This is a genomic window from Myxococcus hansupus (genome assembly GCF_000280925.3).
Taxonomy (GTDB): Bacteria; Myxococcota; Myxococcia; order Myxococcales; family Myxococcaceae; genus Myxococcus; species Myxococcus hansupus.
In genome coordinates, this window is record NZ_CP012109.1 from 7132498 (window position 1) to 7151807 (window position 19310).

16 protein-coding genes and 1 pseudogene are annotated in these 19310 nt (G+C 70.4%); 11 read left to right on the plus strand and 6 right to left on the minus strand.

Annotated elements, in window-relative coordinates; translation table 11 throughout:
• Nucleotides 1-235: 235 nt before the first annotated feature.
• On the plus strand, nt 236-1720 hold the full coding sequence (locus tag A176_RS27840) for a sensor histidine kinase (protein WP_002635302.1): 1485 nt from the start codon (nt 236-238) through the stop codon (nt 1718-1720).
• Here the strand turns inward: A176_RS27840 and A176_RS41095 are convergent.
• The 3 genes and pseudogenes from A176_RS41095 to A176_RS27855 form a co-directional block, all read right to left on the minus strand.
• Nucleotides 1704-3493, minus strand: a pseudogene (locus A176_RS41095) (methyl-accepting chemotaxis protein). The gene A176_RS27840 and the pseudogene A176_RS41095 overlap by 17 nt on opposite strands.
• 197 nt (nt 3494-3690) lie before the next feature.
• Nucleotides 3691-4461 (minus strand): iron-containing redox enzyme family protein, encoded by a 771-nt coding sequence (locus A176_RS27850; protein ID WP_002635298.1) that lies wholly within the window; start codon nt 4459-4461, stop codon nt 3691-3693.
• A 229-nt stretch (nt 4462-4690) separates the two neighbouring features.
• Nucleotides 4691-5263, minus strand: coding sequence for an NUDIX hydrolase (locus tag A176_RS27855; RefSeq protein WP_002635296.1), 573 nt, complete (start codon nt 5261-5263; stop codon nt 4691-4693).
• Nucleotides 5264-5424: 161 nt separating this feature from the next.
• On the opposite strand from A176_RS27855, the gene A176_RS27860 reads away from it, so the two are divergent.
• Together A176_RS27860 and A176_RS27865 are read left to right on the plus strand one after the other, a co-directional pair.
• Complete coding sequence (locus A176_RS27860; protein ID WP_044889339.1) at nt 5425-6834, plus strand: sigma-54-dependent transcriptional regulator; 1410 nt, start codon at nt 5425-5427, stop codon at nt 6832-6834.
• Between the two features lie 173 nt (nt 6835-7007).
• Entirely contained in the window at nt 7008-8051 is a 1044-nt protein-coding gene (locus tag A176_RS27865; RefSeq protein WP_002635292.1) for a hypothetical protein, read from the plus strand.
• Nucleotides 8052-8073: 22 nt separating this feature from the next.
• Here the strand turns inward: A176_RS27865 and A176_RS27870 are convergent, their stop codons facing one another.
• Complete coding sequence (locus A176_RS27870; protein WP_193409806.1) at nt 8074-8610, minus strand: hypothetical protein; 537 nt, start codon at nt 8608-8610, stop codon at nt 8074-8076.
• Nucleotides 8611-8705: 95 nt separating this feature from the next.
• Between A176_RS27870 and A176_RS27875 the strand changes: the two genes are divergently transcribed.
• Nucleotides 8706-9770 (plus strand): hypothetical protein, encoded by a 1065-nt coding sequence (locus A176_RS27875; protein ID WP_002635289.1) that lies wholly within the window; start codon nt 8706-8708, stop codon nt 9768-9770.
• Between the two features lie 10 nt (nt 9771-9780).
• On the opposite strand, the gene A176_RS27880 is transcribed toward A176_RS27875, so the two are convergent.
• A complete protein-coding gene (locus A176_RS27880; protein WP_193409807.1) occupies nt 9781-10158 on the minus strand; it encodes a tetratricopeptide repeat protein in 378 nt (125 codons plus the stop codon).
• Between A176_RS27880 and rsfS the strand changes: the two genes are divergently transcribed.
• The 6 genes from rsfS (at nt 10157) to A176_RS39420 (ending at nt 15534) form a co-directional block, all read left to right on the plus strand.
• The gene (gene rsfS, locus A176_RS39415; protein ID WP_193409808.1) at nt 10157-10717 is read left to right on the plus strand and encodes a ribosome silencing factor; all 561 of its coding nucleotides are present in this window, start codon (nt 10157-10159) and stop codon (nt 10715-10717) included. The genes A176_RS27880 and rsfS overlap by 2 nt on opposite strands.
• A 1-nt stretch (nt 10718) precedes the next feature.
• Complete coding sequence (locus tag A176_RS27890) at nt 10719-11183, plus strand: 23S rRNA (pseudouridine(1915)-N(3))-methyltransferase RlmH (RefSeq protein ID WP_002635282.1); 465 nt, start codon at nt 10719-10721, stop codon at nt 11181-11183.
• A gap of 64 nt (nt 11184-11247) precedes the next feature.
• Complete coding sequence (locus tag A176_RS27895) at nt 11248-12405, plus strand: RNA ligase RtcB family protein (protein WP_002635280.1); 1158 nt, start codon at nt 11248-11250, stop codon at nt 12403-12405.
• A gap of 9 nt (nt 12406-12414) precedes the next feature.
• A complete protein-coding gene (locus A176_RS27900) occupies nt 12415-13215 on the plus strand; it encodes a GNAT family N-acetyltransferase (protein WP_002635278.1) in 801 nt (266 codons plus the stop codon).
• Between the two features lie 56 nt (nt 13216-13271).
• A complete protein-coding gene (gene gpmI, locus A176_RS27905) occupies nt 13272-14813 on the plus strand; it encodes a 2,3-bisphosphoglycerate-independent phosphoglycerate mutase (RefSeq protein WP_002635276.1) in 1542 nt (513 codons plus the stop codon).
• A 19-nt stretch (nt 14814-14832) separates the two neighbouring features.
• Nucleotides 14833-15534, plus strand: coding sequence for a ComF family protein (locus tag A176_RS39420; protein ID WP_002635275.1), 702 nt, complete (start codon nt 14833-14835; stop codon nt 15532-15534).
• Nucleotides 15535-15596: 62 nt separating this feature from the next.
• On the opposite strand, the gene A176_RS41100 is transcribed toward A176_RS39420, so the two are convergent.
• Nucleotides 15597-16322 carry an Imm52 family immunity protein gene (locus A176_RS41100; RefSeq protein WP_044889337.1) on the minus strand — a complete coding sequence of 242 codons (726 nt, stop codon included), beginning with the start codon at nt 16320-16322 and terminating at the stop codon, nt 15597-15599.
• Nucleotides 16323-16586: 264 nt separating this feature from the next.
• Here A176_RS41100 and A176_RS27915 point away from each other — a divergent pair, with 264 nt between their 5' ends.
• Entirely contained in the window at nt 16587-19274 is a 2688-nt protein-coding gene (locus tag A176_RS27915; protein ID WP_002635271.1) for a M1 family metallopeptidase, read from the plus strand.
• Nucleotides 19275-19310: the final 36 nt, after the last annotated feature.

Here is a 19310-nt window from a genome sequence, read left to right on the forward strand (position 1 = left end):
CTGGGGACACCACGGAGACCCACGCACCTGGGACACACCCGCATCGACGCCACGGCACAGCGGCCGGAGCGACAGGGGCGGTCCTACACAGGTGCTGGGTTAGCGAGCGGAGGTCATGGGACAGCGCCGTGAGGCGCCGAGAGCAAGCTACGCACACCCCGATGCCGCCGGCAAGCCCTGGCCTGACAAGCGGCGCGTCACGAGCGTGGTGCTCGGATAGAGTCCATGCCCGCACATGCCCTCCGGTGACCGGCAAAACTCGCGATGGCGTGACGCGTTGGGCTCGCTCTCCGCGCGGCTGCTGGTGGCATTCCTGGTGCCCACCCTGCTCTTCGTCGCGGTGGCGGGCACGGCCGTGTACCAGCTCGCGCGGTCCATCCTGGAGGAGGAGCTAGGGACCAGCCTCAGCGCCATCGCCGCCGCCACCGCCACCCAGGTCCACGGAGAACGGCTGCTCACCATCGAGCCGGGCGACGACGTCACCGGCACCCGCACGTGGCGGAATTTCGTCCGCATGTTCGAAAGCGTCGCGGAGGCCAGCGGCGTGCGCCGCGTCTACGCCGTGGACACGCAGGGCCGCGTGCGCGTGGACGTGGGAGGCACGCTGCCCGTGGGCACGGAGATGCCGGAGCTAGCGCGCGACCGGCTGGAGCTCACCCGCGTCTTCTCCGGCGAACGCGCCGCCAGTCAGGTGCTCTTCACCGGCTCGGATGGGCGCCTCTACAAGACGGGCTACGCCCCCATTGAATACGAAGGAAGCGTGGTGGGCGCCGTGGGCGTGGAAGGCAGCGCGGCCTTCTTCGGTTCGCTCCAGCAACTGTCCCGCACCTTCGTCACCATGGGCGCGGTGGCGCTGGGTGCGCTCGCCTTCATCGCAGTGGTGACGGCCAGAGGCCTCGCCCGGCCGCTGCGGCGCTTGATGGTGTCCGCGCTGCGAATCGGCCGGGGCGACCTGACGACGCCCGTTCCCCCGGAGCCCACATTGGAAATCGGTGTCCTCGCGCGCGAGTTGGAGGACATGCGCGGCGCATTGGAGAGCCGGGACCGGCAACTCAAGATGATGCTCGCGGGCGTCGCGCACGAGGTGCGCAACCCCATTGGAGGCATCGCCCTCTTCTCCGGCATCCTGAAGGAAGACCTGCAAGCCGGCGCACACGACGAGGCCGGCGCGCACGTGGAGCGCATCCAGCGCGAGGTGGCCTACCTCCAGCGCATCGTCGAGGACTTCCTCGCCTTCGCCCGAGAGCAGCCCCTGGCCCGAGCGCCGGTAGAGGCCCCCTCCCTGCTCTCCATCGCCTGCGAGCTGATGGCCGCCGAAGCCAGCGCCCGCGACGTCGCCGTGGACATCGACGCCGCGCCCGCGGTGCTGGAAGCGGACGGCAGCCTGTTGACCGCCGCGCTGGTGAACCTGGTGAAGAACGCGGTGCAAGCCTCGCCCCAGGGAGGCCGCGTGCGGGTGTCTGGCACGGCGCACGGCGGCCAGTACACCATCCAGGTCCGCGACGCCGGACCCGGGGTGCCCGCCCCGGAGCACGAACGCATCTTCGAGCCCTTCTTCACCACGCGCGAGAAGGGCACCGGCCTGGGCCTCCCGCTGGCGCGCAAGATTGCCCTCGCGCATGGTGGCATGTTGAGCCTGACCTCCGCGCCCGGCGACACGCGTTTCACACTCACGCTGCCCCTGGGCGCGGCGCCCTCGGGCGTCACCCCGCCGCGTTGAACTGCCGCGCCATGCGCGTCACCTCGTCGGAGACCACCGCCAGCGTGTTGGTGGCCTCCTGCGTGGACTCCAGCCGCTTCAGCGTGGCGTCCATGAGCTGAGACAGGTCCGCGATGGCGTCGAAGATTTGCGCGAAGCCGGCATCCTGCTGCGTCACCGCGGCGGCAATCTGCCGGGCGGCGGCGGAGTTCTCCTGCGCGATGCGGGACAACTCCCGCAGCGAGTCACCCGACGCCCGCATCTGGTCCAGGCCGGTGCCGATGGTCTGCACGCCGGCCTCGCCCATCTTCGCCGCGTCGCGGATGCCGGTGCTGATGTCCTGGAGGATGGTGCGGATGCGGCGGGTCGCCTGGATGGACTGGTCCGACAAGGCGCGAATCTCGCGGGCCACCACCGCGAAGCCCCGGCCCTGCTCCCCGAGCGCGCCGCTTCAATCGCCGCGTTCACCGCCAACAGGTGGGACTGGTCGGCCAGGTCCTTCACCGACTCGGTGATTTCTCCAATCTGCGAGGTGCTCTGCGCCAGCCGCTCCAGCCGGTCCTGGATGCCGTCCACCACGCGACGGATGTCCGTCAGGCCGGTGAGGCTCCGCTCCACCGCGGCCTCGCCCTGCTGCCCCAGCACCTCCGAGCGGCGGGCCACCTGGAGCACCGCCTCCGCCCGCTCCACCGCCATCAGCGAGGTGCGGCGAATCTCCTCGGACGTCATCTGCGCCTCGTGCAGCGCCGACGCCTGACGGACGAGGCTCTGCTGGTGCTCGCCATGCGACTCCCGCAGGTGCCGCCCCGCGCCGCTCAGCCGCGTCGCGGAGTCATTCAGCGACAGCGGCAGTTGCCGCAGCCGGACCAGCACCGCGTTCATGCCGGACGACAAGTCCCCCATCTCATCCGTGGAGACCCATGCGGGCGACATGACCCGCCCGGCCGCCAGTGACTCGATGGCCGCCCCCACCGCGCCCGCCGCGTTGGACTGACGGCGCGCCAGCATCCAGGTGGTGACGGCGGGAATCGCCAACAGCCCGCCCACCCACGCCAGCCCGAAGGCCAGCTCACCGACGAGCATTCCCCCCATGTCCATCAACGCCGCCGCGGAGCCATGCGCGCCCTCCGCCACCAGCGACGTGTGCAGCGCGTCGCGCACGCCCTGCAGCTTCACGAGCACCACGCACCCGCTGAGCACCAGCGCGCAGAGGCTGGAGCCAATGAAGGTCGTGGGCATGAACCACGCCTGACGGGGCCAGAAGAAGCCGCCCCCCTTCAGCACCAGCGTCGGGTCCTTGCGCTGCTCCTCCAGCGCCAGCGGCAGCAGCAGCTTCTCCAGCGAGACGCTGATGGGGAAACCCAGCACCACGCCGAAGCAGACGCCAATCAGCGTGCCCACCACGACCTGGGACAGGTCCTTCTTCCACAGCAGGCACACGTGGAGGCTGAACCAGACGCCGCCCATCGTCCACGCGCCCCACGACGTGGCCACGGCCGCGCGCCAGGGCAGCCGCAGGATGCGCGTCAGCCGCTCCCCCGGCGCATCCCGGGGCCGCTCCCGCAGCGCGCCGTCCACCAGCAGGTGCAGCATCATCGCGGGATAGGCGATGCCCAATCCCACGATGATGGGCGGCAGCACCCAGACCACCGCGACCATCCCCGACCAGCCGGCCACGCCCATGGCCATGCCATTGAGATACGCGGCGATGGGCGCCACGGGCAGCACCCACAACATGAACAGCTTGAGCGCACGTCCCCGGTACTCCTGGATGACCTTGTCTTCGGCACTCATGCGTCACATCCCCCCGAGGCCGCGTGCTCGCACCGCTCGGGTGGAGCCGGGTGTCCTCTGTCGCGAGTACCTCACTCTCCGCGCGATGCGGACAGGGTGCTCGCGCGGAAGCTGCCGCCTTCCGGACAGAGCGGACGACCCCGAGAAACGCGCGCGAAATCAACGCCCTGAAGGGATGTGCGCAGGTGTCGCGCGATTCAGCCGTTGCAGCAGGCGTGGAGCGCCGCGGCGTACATCCGCAACGACTTGCGCGCGGCGGCCTGGACGCGGAAGGGCTCCCCGGTGCCCACGTCGGTGGACAGCTTGATGATTTCCAGCGCCTCCTCCGGGTGCAGGTCGTCATAACGCGCGTGGACCTTGAGCCACATCATCGAGTGCGCATCGATGCGCGCGCCGTCCGCGGCGTAGGCGCGGAAGGGCTCCGCCACCTCCCGGGTCCACACGCCGGTGATGCCCTCCACGGCCCAGTTGGACGCGGCCACCCCTTCGGCCAGCGTGCCGTGCGCGCACGTGTCGAGCAGGTACTCGTGCAGCGCCCGGACCTCCGGCAGCGGCGGCTGGGCGAAGACGGTGGCCGGGTCAACGCCCACGCCACGCAGCCAGTCGATGTACCACTCGGCGTGTTTCGCCTCGACGCCCAGGTTCTGCAACAACCAGCGGCGGGCGCTCGCGTCGCCCGGGCGCTGGCCGTAGGTCGTCTTCGCCAAGGACAGGCCCATGTACTTGGGGAAGGACTCCACGATGACGAAGAAGTTCGACAACACCCGCTGCCACTGACACAGCGGCGGGTGCTTGCCGTCGGCGGTGTCGCGAAACAGCGGCGGCCAGCAGGCGGTGTTCCAGTCGTCGCGCAGGGACTCCAGCATTGCCTCCAACCAGAGGGGATGCGCGGTGGGCGTGAGGGCGGGGGGGCTGTAACGGCGGGTCGTGGCTTCCGGGTGCGCCAGTTCCTGCAAGACGGACGGCATGGAGATGCTCCTTGCTTCCCGGCGGGTGACAGGCCGGCATGGCCTCCCTCACCCGCCCAAGCAAGACGGCATGGTTGCAATCGCTTTCCGCCCGCACCACCGGCCCAAAGGCAATCAGGCGGTGTTTTTCAAATTCTGTTTCAAATCAGGGCGCGGACGCGCGGGCTCGGTCCGCCGCCCCACAGTGCCCTGGACCCCGGGGACATGCGCGCGTCCAACACCCACCGCTTCAGCGGGAAGAGGCCACGTGCCGCCGGGCCTTCTCCAACATCCGGCGCAGCGGCGCTTCGTCCGCGCGCGTCATGGCTTCGTCCCACGTGAGCCACTGCACGCCAAAGGATTCGGCCGGGTCGTGCACCAGGGCCTCCGGGTTCTCCGCCACCACGAGGAAGCGCACATCCAGGTGGTGATGCTCCGGTTCGTCCCGGCGCGCGGGGATGGTGTGGATGTCCACGTCCAGCGGCTGGGGCGCGGTGGGGTGGAGCGACACGCGGCAGCCCGTCTCCTCGCGCGCTTCCCGCAGCGCGGTGGCCGCCATGCTGCCTCCGTCCGCAACATCCGCGTGGCCTCCGGGCTGCAACCAGCGCAGCAGTTTGCGGTGGTGCAACAGGACCATCCGGGTGCCGGAGGGGTCCACCACCACCGCGCTGCCCGTGAAGTGGGCCTCCGACTGCGTCCGGGAGAAGGGCTGCGCCAGGGCCTGGGCGAAATGGCGCATCCGCTCCAGGTCCTCGCGCTCCTTCGCATCCTCGGGGACGTGGGTCGCGAGCAGGTCCAGGAGGGCGGTGGCCGTGATTTCCATGCCTCCCCGTACTGCTCCGGACCGGGAGGCGCCAGCACCTTCGCACGCCGGGCGACAAGGACGCGCGGCGCGTACGAGTGGAGCGGCCCCAGCCGGATGTGCTCTCATACGGCCGCCCCGGAACGGCCGGCCCGGTGCAACTGGGAGACACGAGTCACACCATGGCGCGCATCCTCGTCATCGACGACCACGACACGCTGAGGGAGGGCATGACGGTCACCCTGACCCGCGCGGGCCACACCGTGTCCGCGGTGCGCAGCGGCCAGGACGGGCTGGCCGCGTACCGCAAGACGCCCTTCGACCTCGTCGTCACCGACCTGAAGATGGACGGCATGGACGGCATCGCGGTGACGAAGGCCCTCAAGGCGCAGGACGCCGGCGCCGTCGTCATGGTGGTGACGGCCTTTGGCACCATCGAGACCGCGGTGCAGGCGATGCAGGAGGGCGCCTACGACTTCATCACCAAGCCCTTCCCGCCCGAGGTGCTGCGCGCCAAGGTGGACAAGGGGCTGGAGCTGGCCTCCACGCGCAAGCAGGTGGAGCGGCTGACGGCGCGCACCGCCGCGCATGACTCGGACGCGGCCCTCACCCACGGCAACCTGGTGGGCGACAGCGAGCCCATGCAGAAGTTGGTGTCCCAGGTCATCAAGGTGGCCCAGAGCGACGCCACCGTGCTGGTGCGCGGCGAGAGCGGCACCGGCAAGGAGCTGGTGGCGCGCATGCTCCACCAGCGCTCCCCACGCCGAGACGGCCCCTTCATCGTGGTGCACTGCGCGGCGCTGGCGGAGACGCTGCTGGAGAGCGAGCTGTTCGGCCATGAGCGCGGCGCCTTCACCGGCGCGGTGAAGCGCAAGCTGGGCCGCTTCGAGCTGGCCGACGGCGGCACGCTCTTCCTGGACGAGGTTGGGGAGATTCCCGCCTCCGTGCAGACGAAGCTGCTCCGCGTGCTGCAGGAGAAGGAAATCCAGCGCGTGGGCGGCGAGGACACGTTCAAGGTGGACGTGCGCGTGGTGAGCGCCACGCACCGCGACCTCCAGGCCGAGGTGAAGGCCGGCCGCTTCCGCGAGGACCTCTACTACCGGCTGCACATCGTCCCGGTGGTGCTGCCGCCCCTGCGCGAGCGGCCCGAGGACATCTCCCTGCTGGCCCGGCACTTCGTGGCCAAACACGCGGTGCGCGTGAACCGGCGCGTCACGGGGTTGGACGACAGCGCGTTGCGCGCCCTGGCCCGGCATGCCTGGCCCGGCAACGTGCGCGAGTTGGAGAACGTCATCGAGCAGGCCCTCGTGTTCGCGGAAGGGGACCTGCTCACCGACCTGGACCTGCCCTCGCACCTCACCGCCAGCGGCACGCCGCGCGTGGAAGCGGGGCTTCCCGTGCTCCAGGGCGACCGCCCGCTCCCGGACATCCTGGAGGACCTGGAGCGGCAGCTCATCGCCCGCGCCTACGAGAAGGCCGGCGGCGTGAAGACCGAGACGGCGCGCCTGCTGGGCATCAAGACGTCCGCGCTGTACTACAAGCTGGAGAAGTACGGCTTCCTGCCCAAGGGGACGCCCCCCGAGGAGCCCTGAGCCTCGAAAATCCGTCACCCCCACCACCCCCCCATGACTTTTCACCGGTGTCCCACCTTGGCCCCTTCCCTTCTGGACGTTCCAGGTGTCCGGAATTGTTGGGGTCCAAGTCGCCACCTCGCCTGGAATCGGGCAAGCAGGCTGGCACCTGCCTTGCTTCGAGAGCGCCCCTGATGAATCTCCGCCCCCTCGCCCTCCTGCTGAGCCTCTTCCTGGCCGGTCCCGGCCAGGCGGCGTCCGGGCTGGAGTCGATGCGGGGTCGGGCCCAGACGGCGCGCACGGAGACGCGCTCCCTGCGGGGGCAGCAGCAGACGCTGCGCGACGAACTCAACGGGCTGGCGACGCGCATCGAGGCGCTGAAGGCGCAGCACCGCAGCCGGCTGACGGTGGGCACGGAGCTGGAAGCCGCGCTGCGTCGTTCGCAGGACCTGAGCGGTCAGCTCACGGGCCTGGCGCAAGCGGTGGTCGCGGCGGAGGGTGAGTCGGAGCGCGCGCACCTGGCGCTGCACACCGCGCTGTCGGATGAGCTGGCCCGGCTGCGGCTCGCCTGGGACGGGACGACGGAGCGGAGCCAGCGCGCGGAGCTGCTGGACGCGATGCGCACGCTGCGCGCCGAGCGCGAGGCGGTCCGCGCGGCCCTGCCCGCCTCGCGCGTCCCCGCCCTGGACCGGGCTTCCGCCCGGGGCGATGACCCGGAGGACCTGCTGGCCCAGGCGGACACGCTGCGCGACACCGAGGACAAGGTGCGGGAGCGGCTGAAGGCGCTTCGGGGCCGCATCACCGAGGTGCGCGAGGAGCGCGACCTGGACCGGCGCATGAACGACTTCCTGGGCGAGGAGTCGATGTTCGACGACCAGGACCGGCGGCTGCGCATGCGCCTGGGCAGCGACCAGACGATTCAGGTGGAGCGCTCCGAGCCCAATCCTCCGGCCTTCCAGGACAGCTCGGACCCTCCGCCTTCCCCCAACGTGGGCGGACGGCCCAACGAGGGCGGCAACCCGGGGCCGGATCGCCCGCCGTTTCCCATGCAATCCAATCGGGCCACCGACCGCCGGCCCCATGTGGAGACGCAGCGCGCGCAGGACCTGGCCGCGGGCAGCGCGCAGGACCTGCCGGCGATGGAGGCAGAAGCCGCGCGGCTGGAGTCCCTGGCCCGCGAGCTGGAAGGCCGCGCCTCCAAGCTGGAGCGGCGCGCCCAGGAGATGGGCGACCCCTGAGGCGTGACGGGAGGACGCCCGGCTACAGCAGCCCGGTCTCCACCTGGAGCTTCACCACCGCCTGGAGCCGCACCTCGCGCTCCGGCAGGCGCCCGCGTCCGCGGACGATGATGCTCATGGTGGGCGCGGCCACGAAGGGCTGGAGCTCCACGTTCTCCACGTTCAGCGACAGCACGGGGTTGGGCAGCCGCAAATCCACGGTCGCCACGTTCTGGCGTGAAGCGATGCGCGCCTCGCGGTCCCCGGCCCGGGCGAAGAACTCCACCGAATCCAGGAAGGTGAGGTCCTGGTCATCGGGACTGAGGACCTTCAGGGTGAGGGACTCGACCTTGACGGACGTCACCTCGCTCTTGCGAAGCCCCTGATTCTTGAAGTCCTGGTTCTTGTCGAAATCCATCCCCGCGAAACTGCTGATGGCGGGAAAGCCATTGAGCGGCGTTTCGACGCCACGGGGGCCCGCGGGCACGGTCGACTCCCCTCTCACCTCGGTGGTGAAGGAGGAGGAGGCACAGGCAGCCAGGCCGAGGCTTGCCGCCGCCAGGAGGGACACAAGGCGCATGCGCTCAATGTAACGGGCCGCCCGGGGCGCCGTCACGGGCGGGAGCAACCGGACGGCGCCCTGGCCCTCCGGGGACGGGGTATGGTGCGCGCGCCGTGGCCCGCTCCTTCGCACCGCTGCTCGTCTCCCTCGTCCTGCTCACCGCCGGCAGCGCCCCTGCCGCCGAGTGGGATGGAGCGTTGAGGGGCACCGGGCGGCTGATGATGGACACCAACGCGCCTCGGGATTTCACGGACCGCCTGACGGCCGCGCCCACGCGGGACCTCGCCTTGAGCCTGCTGGGCTCGGCGGAGGGGCGAGGCACCTTCGACCGCGCGCAGCTCGTGGGCCGCTACGAGCTGGGCGCGCGCAAGTACCTTCGCTACATCGACGAAGACACGCTGGTTCAGTCCGGCGCGGTGGAGTCCTCCCTCGCCCTGGGCACGTCGGTGGGCATCGGCCTGGAGGGCCATGCGAAGGACCGGCGCGGCGGGTCTCGCTCGTACTCGGACCTGGGCACCACCGCCTTCCTGGAGTACGCGCCGGACGCCCAGTTGGCCCTGCGGGTGCGCGCGGGCGCCCGGCGCTTCGTGTACCGGCCGGACCCCACGGCCAACTTCGGCGGCCCCGAGCTGGGCGTGCTCGGCCGCTACCGGTTCAACCGCCGACACAGCCTGTCCGTGTTCGGTGACTGGAACTCACGCGGCTTCGGCACCGCGCCCCGGGCACGGCCTCCGGGCACGGGGGGCCCGTCGGGGCTCCTCTCCGGGCGGCGCCAGGACGGCGCCCTGACGGCGGGGGCCTCGTACACGTACCGGGGGCCCTTGGCCCTGGGCGTCACGTACGTGTTCCAGGAAATCTCCTCCAACAGCTACGGCGAGACGCTCCAGCGCCACCGGGTGTCCGCCAACGCCGGCATCCGCCTGCCCTGGAAGGTGACGCTGCTGGCCCAGGGCTCGCTGGGCCTCACCGCGTACCCGGACGGCATCTACCTCTCCCCGGAAATCATCCTGGTGGAGGAGGACGAGGGGCAGAACTCGCTCTCACTGAAGCTGGCCCGCCCCCTGACGGACACGTTGGATTTCGAGATGTCGTGGGGGGTGTGGAGCACCCGTTTGCCCCGCAACGACCTCACCTACACGCGCCAGGTCTTCAGCACCGGCTTCACCTGGCGCTACTGAGGCGCGGGGGCTACTCCAGGTCCGCGATGCGCTCGTCGATTTCCTCGGCGAGCCCCGGGTGCCCCTGGGACAGTGCGTGCTCCCGGGCACGGACCAGCACCTCGCGGGCCTTGGCGGCCTCCCCGGCCCCCGCCCAGGCGTCCCCCAGGGCCACCATGGCGGCCGCATAGGTGGAATCCAGCCGGACGGCGGACTCCAGGGCCGCCGCCGCTTCGGCGTACTGCCGCCGCTCCAGGTACAGCTTCCCGAGGGAGAAATGGCTCATGGGGGAGTCGGGAAAGTCCGCCACCATCTTCTTGAACTGTTCCAGCCGGGCGTCGCTCATGGACACCAGGAGATAGAGGACCGCTTCCGTGTTGCCAAGGGTGCGGTAGGGTGCGCCGCACATGGCCACGAAGAAGAAGACGACCGCGAAAAAGACCACCACCCGGGCCCCGGCGGCCCGGAAGAAGACTGTGTCGGGCAGGACGCCCGCGAAGAAGAAGGCCCCCGTCGCCAAGAAGGCCTCGGGGAAGAAGGCGCCTTCGAAGGCACCCGCGAAGAAGAAGAAGGCGAAACTCCCAGTCGCCCCTGCCCAGAAGGCGGGCCCCGCGGAGAACCCGGCCGCCAAGGCGCTGGCCCAGCGCATCGGCAACCTGCTGGTGGACAAGAAGGCGCTGGACGTCGTCATCCTCGACGTGCGCGGGATGACGTCCTACGCGGACTACTTCGTCATCGCCTCCGGCGAGAGCGACCGCCAGGTGAGCGCCATGGCGGAGAACGTCCAGGTGCAGCTCAAGACGGGCGACGAGCCCCAGCGTCCCATCGGCACCGAGGGCTTCGAGACGGGCCAGTGGGTGCTGCTCGACTACGGCGAAGTGGTGGCGCACCTGTTCCTCGCGGACCTGCGCGCGCACTACGACCTCGAGGGCCTCTGGGCCGACGCGTCGCGGGAGAAGCTGGCCTGAAGTGAAGGTCCGGCTCCTCTCCATCGGCAAGGACCGCTCGGGCTTGTACGAGCCCGCGGTCCAGGAGTACGCCCGGCGCCTGGGCCACTACACCCGCTTCGAGCTGGTGGAGATGGCCGAGGCCAGCGGCAAGCGCCTCAAGCCCGGGGACGCGAAGGCCGCCGAAGCCGACGCGATTCTCGCGAAGCGCAAGCCGCAGGACTGGCTGGTGGCCCTGGACGAGCGCGGCTCGCTGCTCGACTCCCCCGAGCTGAGCCGCTACGTGGGCAAGGCGCAGACGGGCGCCAAGGACTTGCTGTTCGTCATTGGCGGTGACGAGGGCCTGGACGCGCGCGTGCGGGATGCTGCGAACCTCACGCTGTCCCTGTCGAAGATGACGCTGCCCCACCGGCTGGCGCGCGTGGTGCTCATCGAACAGCTCTACCGCGCGTTCACCATCCTCAAGGGCGAGCCGTACCACAAGTAGGCGACCGGGCCAGGGTGCCCGGCGCCACCGTCAGGCGTGGCGCGCGGGTGCCGTCCACCGGCGCATGCGGACCGAAGCCTCGACTGAACCCCTCTCTCCCTCCGCGCCGCCCGCGAGCGTGCGTGTCATTGCCTCGGCCCAATCCTGGGTGGAAGGCGAGGCCGTCCGTCAGTTGGAGGCCATGGCGCGCCTCCCCGGCATGACGCTGGCGGTGGGACTCCCCGACCTCCACCCTGGCAAGGGCGCTCCGGTGGGCGCGGCATTCCTGTCGGAGGGCTTCTTCTATCCCTACCTGGTGGGCAGTGACATCGGCTGTGGCATGGGCCTGTGGAACGTGGACCTGCTGGCGCGCAAGGCCAAGCCGGAGCGCTGGGCAGGCAAGTTGGACCTGGAAGGCCCGTGGGCGGGCGACACGGAAGGCTTTCTCCAGGAGCACGGCGTGAAGTCCTCGGGTTTCGAGGCCGCGCTGGGCACGGTGGGCGGCGGCAACCACTTCGCGGAGTTGCAGCGGGTGGACGCGGTTCACGACGCACCGGCCTTCGCCGCGCTGGGCTTGTCGGCGGAGCGGTTGCTCCTCCTGGCCCACTCCGGCTCGAGAGGCCTGGGCGAGGCGATTCTCCGGGCCCACGTCGACCGCCACGCGGCGGGCGGACTCGCGGACGACTCCCCGGAAGCGGAGGCCTACCTCGCGCGGCATGACCACGCGGTGGCCTGGGGACGCGCCAACCGCGCGCTGGTGGCGCGGAGGATGCTGGACGGCATCGGCGCCACGGGACAGCGTGTCCTGGACGTGTGCCACAACAGCGTCACCCCTCGGCGTGACGCGGCGCGGACGCAGTGGCTGCACCGCAAGGGCGCGGCGCCGTCCGACGAAGGGCCGGTGGTGATTCCCGGCAGCCGGGGCGCGCTCAGCTACCTGGTGGTTCCCACGGGCGAGGGACTCGTCAGCGCGCACAGCCTGGCGCATGGCGCGGGCCGCAAGTGGACGCGCAGCGCCGCCCGGGACCGGATGCGCGAGCGATTCACGGCGGAGGCGCTCACCCGGACCTCATTCAAGAGCCACGTGGTGTGCGAGGACCGGGACCTGCTCTTCGAGGAGGCGCCGCCCGCGTACAAGCCCATCGACCGCGTGGTGACGGACCTGGTGGAGGCTGGACTGGTGCGCGTGGTGGCGACCCTGGCGCCCGTGCTCACGTACAAGACGCGCGCGCGGCAGGAGTAGGGTTCACGCATGCGGATGCCTCTCGACCCCGACTCGCCGCTCGTGCGGTCCGCCATGGAAGCCAACCAGGTGGAGCACATGACGTACCTGGCGCGGCGGCTCCCGGGCGCCATCGTCCAGGATACTCCCGGGCTGCTGCTCGTCGACTCGGGCCTGCCCTGCAACACCTTCAACGTCGTCTGTCGCGCCCGGCTCGCCCGTGAGGAAGCGGATGCGCGCATCGCCGCCGCCGTCTCGCACTTCCGGGACAAGTCCTTCCCCTTCGCGTGGTGGGCAGGGCCGGACGCCCTGCCCGAGGACCTGGACGCGCGCCTATCCGCTCACGGACTGGTGAACGCCGAACAGGAGCTGGGCATGTCCATGGACCTGTCGCGGTTGCCGGCGCTCACGCTGCCGCCCGGACTGAGCATTCGGCGCGCGGAGGATGAACGCACCCTGGCGGACTTCGCCCACGTCGTCGCCGCGAACTGGGAACCCTCCGACGCGGACGTGGTGGAGTTCTACGCACGGACGGCGCACGCCGCGCTCGCGCCGGACAGCCCCATCCGCTTCTTCGTGGGCTACCTGGATGGCGAGCCGGTCTCCGCCAGTGAGTGCCATATGGCGCAGGGCGTCGCGGGACTCTACTCGGTGGCCACCCTGCGTCACGCGCGGCGGAGGGGCATCGGCTCGGCGCTCACGTTGGCGCCTCTGCTGGACGCCCGGGAGGCAGGCTACCGGACAGCCACGCTCCAGGCCTCGGCGCAGGGACAGGGCGTCTACTCCCGGCTGGGTTTCGTCCCCCGCGACACCTTCCGCGAGTACCAATAAGCGCTCCCGCTTTTTGTCCTCTCCCGTCTGGCGCCTGCATGGTTAGGGTTCGGAGCATGACGCCCGCGCACAAGGTCCTGCTCTGCATCCTGGATGGTTGGGGTATCCGCCAGGAGCGTGACAACAACGCCATTCTCCAGGCCGGCACGCCGCACCTGGACAAGCTGGCCGCCCCCTACCCCTTCACCGAGTTGCAGACGGCGGGCCTGGCCGTGGGCCTGCCCGAGGGGCAGATGGGCAACTCCGAGGTGGGCCACACCAACATCGGCGCGGGGCGAATCGTCTACCAGGACCTGGTGCGCATCAATCGCGCCGCGGAGTCAGGTGAGCTGGCGCAGAACCCCGTGCTCCGCGCCGCACTGGACGGTGTGAAGGCGGACGGCAAGGCGCTGCACCTGCTGGGGCTGGTGTCGCCCGGCGGGGTCCACTCGTCCATGGACCACCTGTTCGCGCTGCTCAAGGCGGCGCGCGAGCGCAACGTGGCCCACGTCTATGTGCATGCGTTCCTGGACGGACGTGACACGCCGCCGCAGAGCGCGCTGGGCTACGTGGAGGAATTGGAGCGCTTCCTTCACGAGACGCAGACGGGCCGCATCGCCACCGTGAGCGGGCGCTTCTACGCCATGGACCGAGACAAGCGCTGGGACCGCGTGAAGCAGGCCTACGACGCGATGGTGTTCGGCCAGGGCCCCAAGGCACCGGACGCGCTGAGCGCCATCCGCGCATCCTACGCGGAGAAGGTCACCGACGAGTTCGTGAAGCCCACGGTGCTGGCCGGCCGTGACGGCACGCCGGTGGGCCGCATCCAGGACGGCGACGCGGTGCTCTTCTTCAACTTCCGCGCGGACCGGGCGCGGGAGCTGACGCAGGCGCTCGCGTTCCCGGAGTTCAAGGAGTTCGACCGGGGCGGGCTGCGGCTGGGCCGCTACGTGTGCATGACCCAGTTCGACGAGACGTTCAAGCTGCCCTCCCTCTTCGAGCCGGACCAGCCGCAGGACATCTTCCCGGAGCTGCTGTCGCGCCAGGGGCTGCGCCAGTTCCGCACGGCGGAGACGGAGAAGTACGCGCACGTCACGTTCTTCTTCAACGGCGGCCGCGAGGTCGTCTACGCGGGCGAGGACCGACACCTGGTGCCCAGCCCGCGCGACGTGAAGACGTACGACTTGAAGCCGGAGATGTCCGCGTACGAGGTGACGGCGGAGCTGGTGCGGCGGCTCGACTCCGGGAAGTACGACTTCGCGCTGGTGAACTTCGCCAACCCGGACATGGTGGGCCACAGCGGCCGGCTGGACGCGGCGATGAAGGCCGTGAGGGCCGTGGACGAATGCCTGGGCATCCTCGGCAAGGCGTGTGAGCGCAACGGATGGGTGCTGGCCATCTCCGCGGACCATGGCAACTGCGAGCAGATGGTGGACTTCGAGACGGGCGAGCCGCACACCGCGCACACGCTCAACCCGGTGCCCTTCCACCTCATCCACCCGGACTTCCGCGGCCAGAAGCTGCGCCCGGGCATCCTCGCGGACATCGCGCCCACGCTGTGCAAGGTGATGGGGCTGCCGCAGTCGAAGGAGATGAACCGGCAGGGTCTGCTGCCGTGAACGTCGGGGGACGCGGCCGGTGCTGAAGGCGCTGTTGGACCTGCTGTATCCCCCTTCCTGTCTCGCCTGCACGAAGGTGCTGCCGGGCTCGGAGGGCTTCTTCTGCGAGGCCTGTGACACCGCGCTGGAGCGGCTGCCTCCCGTGTGCTGCCGCACCTGCGCGGAGCCCGGCGCGTTTCCTGGGGATGCCTGTCCCCGGTGCCGGGCCTCGCCGCCACCGTTCAGCCGCGCCTGGGCGCCCTTCGCGCACGAGGGGCCCGTGGCGCGCGCCATCCACCGATTCAAATACGAGGACCACCCGAACCTCGCGGGCCCGCTGGCGGAGCTGCTCGCGGACGAGGCGCGCGGATTCCTGGCGCAGGCCCCCGCGCTGGTGGTCGCCCTGCCCTTGCACAAGCGGCGCTATCACACGCGCAAGTACGACCAGGCCCAGTTGCTGGCGGGCGCGCTGGCGCGGGCGACGGGACGGAAAGCGCCCGTGGGGCTGCTCACGCGTCAGCGCGAGACACAGCGGCAGGTGGGGCTGAGCGAGGCGGAGCGGGCCAACAATGTCGCGGGCGCATTCACCGCGTCCTCGCGTGTCGCGGGGCAACACGTGTTGCTCGTGGATGACGTGTTCACCACGGGCGCCACCGCTCGCGCGGCGGCCTCCGCGCTGCGCGAAGCGGGGGCCACGCAGGTGGAGATGCTGAGCCTGGCGCGGGCGTTCACCCTTGAGTGAGCAGCCGACACCCAGCGCACGATGTCCGGCAGGCGCGAACCAGCTCCAACTCAGCCTGGAGCCTACGGTTGGGCTTGGAGCGGCTCCAAGAGCCCGGCTTGGCCCAGCAACACCCGCACCCGCTCAGCGAGCGACACATGCTCCGGGTTGCCAGCGGTGAATCGCTCGGGCGTGAGGATGATGAGGGTGCCCTTGTCCTCCACAGGCTCGACTCGAACCGGAGCGGGCAGCGGCGGTACCGTGCCTCGATGCCGTGCGAGGTACGTCACCCAGCCTACGTAGGGTGATTTCGGGGTGCGCTGGGCCTCGGCCATGTCCCGGTGTTCGTGCGACATGGCCACGCCCCAATCAGGCTCCCACGCGACGGCCGTTACTCGCAGCGTGTTCGACAACACGGATGCATTCAAAACACGGTCTGCGTTCGCCCCCCGACCCGGCAAGCTGAACACGCACCGGTTGTTTGTCCGCGAGTCGTAGCTCCCACACCGGATTAGAAAGCCACAGTCATCCTGTGCGGTGGGCGCGCCGTTCCATCCGCCAATGCTGAACCCAAGCTCGTCGAACACAGGGTCTTTGTTCTTCTGGACCCACCGAGTCAGCGCGTCCTGATCGGGCCGAAGTGGGCGGCTCAAGGACGCTTTGGGCGACTTCGCCGTTTCGTACCACTGCGCGAAGGATGAATCGGTGACAGCGAGCCCCTTCAGGAAGCTCGCCAATCGTTGAGCACATGCTTCCGGCGGCTCCTCGCGAGGTCCCCAATACCCACCGGCGTAATACGTTTCACCCACGAGCTCTCACCTTCAAGGAAGTGCCAGAGGAACCGACGCGCTGGCATACACCGAGCACCTTCAGCGCGGATCCTGGAGAACCACGAACGGGGCGCCACTGACCGTCCACAACCGTTGCCCCCGCCGGTCCCCCAGGGAAGACTTCAAGCGCGACGCGGGTCTTCCCCCTGAGCTGAGCCAAGCCGGAAAGAGCCGGGAGATGGCGCACCCGGCCATACGTCCAGACTCTGGCTCTTGGGCTGACTGGGGTTAGCGTCGCCCCCCATGCGCTCGCTCATCCCCATATTCGTCGCGGTCGCCGTCCTCCGCTGTGCCCATGCGCCCGAAGCGCCACCCGCCGCGCCTGTGAGCGCGGCCCCGGAGTGGCCCGAGGCCCAGCCTCCCGAGCTGCGACTGCCGAAGTCGGTCCAGCCCACACGCTATGCGCTGGACCTGAAGCTCCTGCCCGCCGAGCCGACCTTCTCGGGCAGCGTCGCCATCGACGTGGACGTGCATGAGTCCGTGCGGCAAATCTGGCTGCACGGCCAGGACATGGAAATCACCCAGGCCCGCGTCGAGACGAACGGCCGCACCCTGGACGCGCGCCCCGTCACCGCCAGCGAGGGCCGCCTGGGCCTGCTGCTCCCCGAGGCCATCGCGCCCGGCAAGGCCCGCATCCACCTCAGCTTCAACGGACAGGTCGACCGCGAGCGCAGCCAGGGCCTCTACGCCGTGGAGGAAGGCGGCGAGCCGTACCTCTACACCTTCTTCGAGCCCGTCGACGCGCGCCGCGCCTTCCCCTGCTTCGACGAGCCGGGCTTCAAGGTGCCGTGGACCCTGCGCATCACCGCGAAGGAGGAGCACGTCGCGCTCGCCAACCACCCCATCGTCTCGCGAGAGAAGCTGGAGGGTGGCCTCGCGCGCGTCACGTTCGCCGAGAGCAAGCCGATGCCCAGCTACCTCGTCGCGTTCGTGGTGGGCCCCTTCGACATCGTGGACGCGGGCACCGCGGGCCGCAACGCCGCGCCGCTGCGCTTCATCGTGCCCCGTGGCCGGGGCGCGGAGACGGCCTACGCGGCCAGTGTCACGCCGCGCATCGTCTCGCTCATCGAGGACTACTTCGACATGACGTACCCTTACGAGAAGCTCGACGTGGCCGTGGTGCCTCGCTACTGGGGCACCATGGAGCACCCGGGCCTCGTGGCGCTCGGGCAGCCGCTGACGCTCATCCGCCCCGGCGAGGAGACGCTCGCGCGCCGCCGCTGGTACGTGAACATCGCCAACCACGAACTGGGGCACTACTGGTTCGGCAACATCGTCACCTGCAACTGGTGGGACGACATCTGGCTCAACGAGTCGCTCACCTCGTGGCTGGACCGCAAGACGGTGGAGCTTTTCGACCCGAGCTGGGAGTTCGCGCTGGAGCAGCACACCCAGTCCGCGATGTTCGCCCTGAACACGGACTCGCTCGCCGCATCCCTGCCGGTGCGCAAGCCGGCCAACACGCATGACGAGGTCCTGGGCGCGTTCGACAATGGCACCACGTACGCCAAGGGCTCGGCCATCATCGACATGTTCGAGTCCTGGCTCGGTGAGGAGCGCATGCGCGACCTGCTGCGCGGCCACATCCGCAAGAACGAATGGGGCACGACGACGGCGGACGACTTCGCGGGCACGCTGAGCGCCGCGGCGGGGCCGGAGGTCGCCCGCGCGTTCCGCAGCTTCATCGACCAGCCGGGCGCCCCGCGCATCACCGCCGAGCTGCAGTGCCAGCCGGGCTCGCCCGCGAAGCTGAAGCTCCAGCAGGAGCGCTACGTCCCCGCGGGCTCCACCGTGAGCGCGGCGCAGACGTGGTCCGTTCCCGTCTGCGTGCGCGCCGGCACGGGCAAGACGTCCGAGCGCGCGTGCACGATGCTCACCGAGGCCACCGGCGAACTGGCGCTCCCCAACAAGAGCTGCCCCGCGTGGGTGCTGCTCAACGCGGGCGGCACGGGCTACTACCGCGCGGGCTACACGCGGGAGCAGCTCGACCGCGTGGCCGCCGCGCCGAAGGGCGCCCTGACGGTGCGTGAGCGCATGATGTTGCTCTCCGACATGGAGGCCTCCGCGAACCGGGGTGACCTGCCGCTCGGCGATGCCCTGCGCCACGTCGCCGCGACCGCGAAGGACGACCACCGCCTCATCGTGCAGAGCGGCGCCCGGCTGCTGTACGCCGTCGACGAGGAGCGGCTGTCCACCGACGAGCGGGCGCGCTTCCGCGCCTGGGTGGCCACGATGTACGGCCCGCGCGCCAAGGCCCTGGGCTGGGAGCCTCGGCCGGGCGACGACGACACGGTGAAGTCGTCGCGTCCGCGGCTGCTGGCGCTGGCCGCCCTGCAGGGCCAGGACCCGGCGTTGGTTCGTGACGCGAACCGGCTCGTGAAGGCGTGGCTGGCGGACCGCAAGGCCGTCCACCCCGAAGCCGTGTCCCTCGCGCTCACGGTGGCGGCGCGCAACGGCGACAAGGCCTTCTTCGACACGCTGCTCGCGCGGGCGCGCGCGACGGAGGACCGGACCGAGCGCTCGCGCGTCTTCGGCACACTGGGTGCCTTCCGCGACCCGGCGCTGATGCGCGAGGCGCTGGCCCTGGTGGTGGGCTCGGAGTTCGACGTGCGCGACACCCGCCCCATCCTCATGGGGGCCTTCACCAAGGCGGAGACCCGGGCGCTCGCCTGGGCGTTCTACCAGGAGCACTTCGACGCGCTGGCGAGCCGGATGCGCTCGGACGAGGTCGCCTCCCTCATCGGACTGACGGGCACGCTGTGCAGCGAGCAGAGCGCCAACGAGGTGGAGGCCTTCCTCACGCCGCGCATCGCGAAGCTGGACAACGCCTCGCACGCCCTCGCCACCACGCTGGAGTCCATTCGCCTGTGCGGCGCGTCCGCCCGGCTGAACGAGCAGAGCGTCCGGGACTTCCTCAAGAAGGCCCGCTGAAACACCGACGCGTCACGGCGCGACGCACCTGCGTTC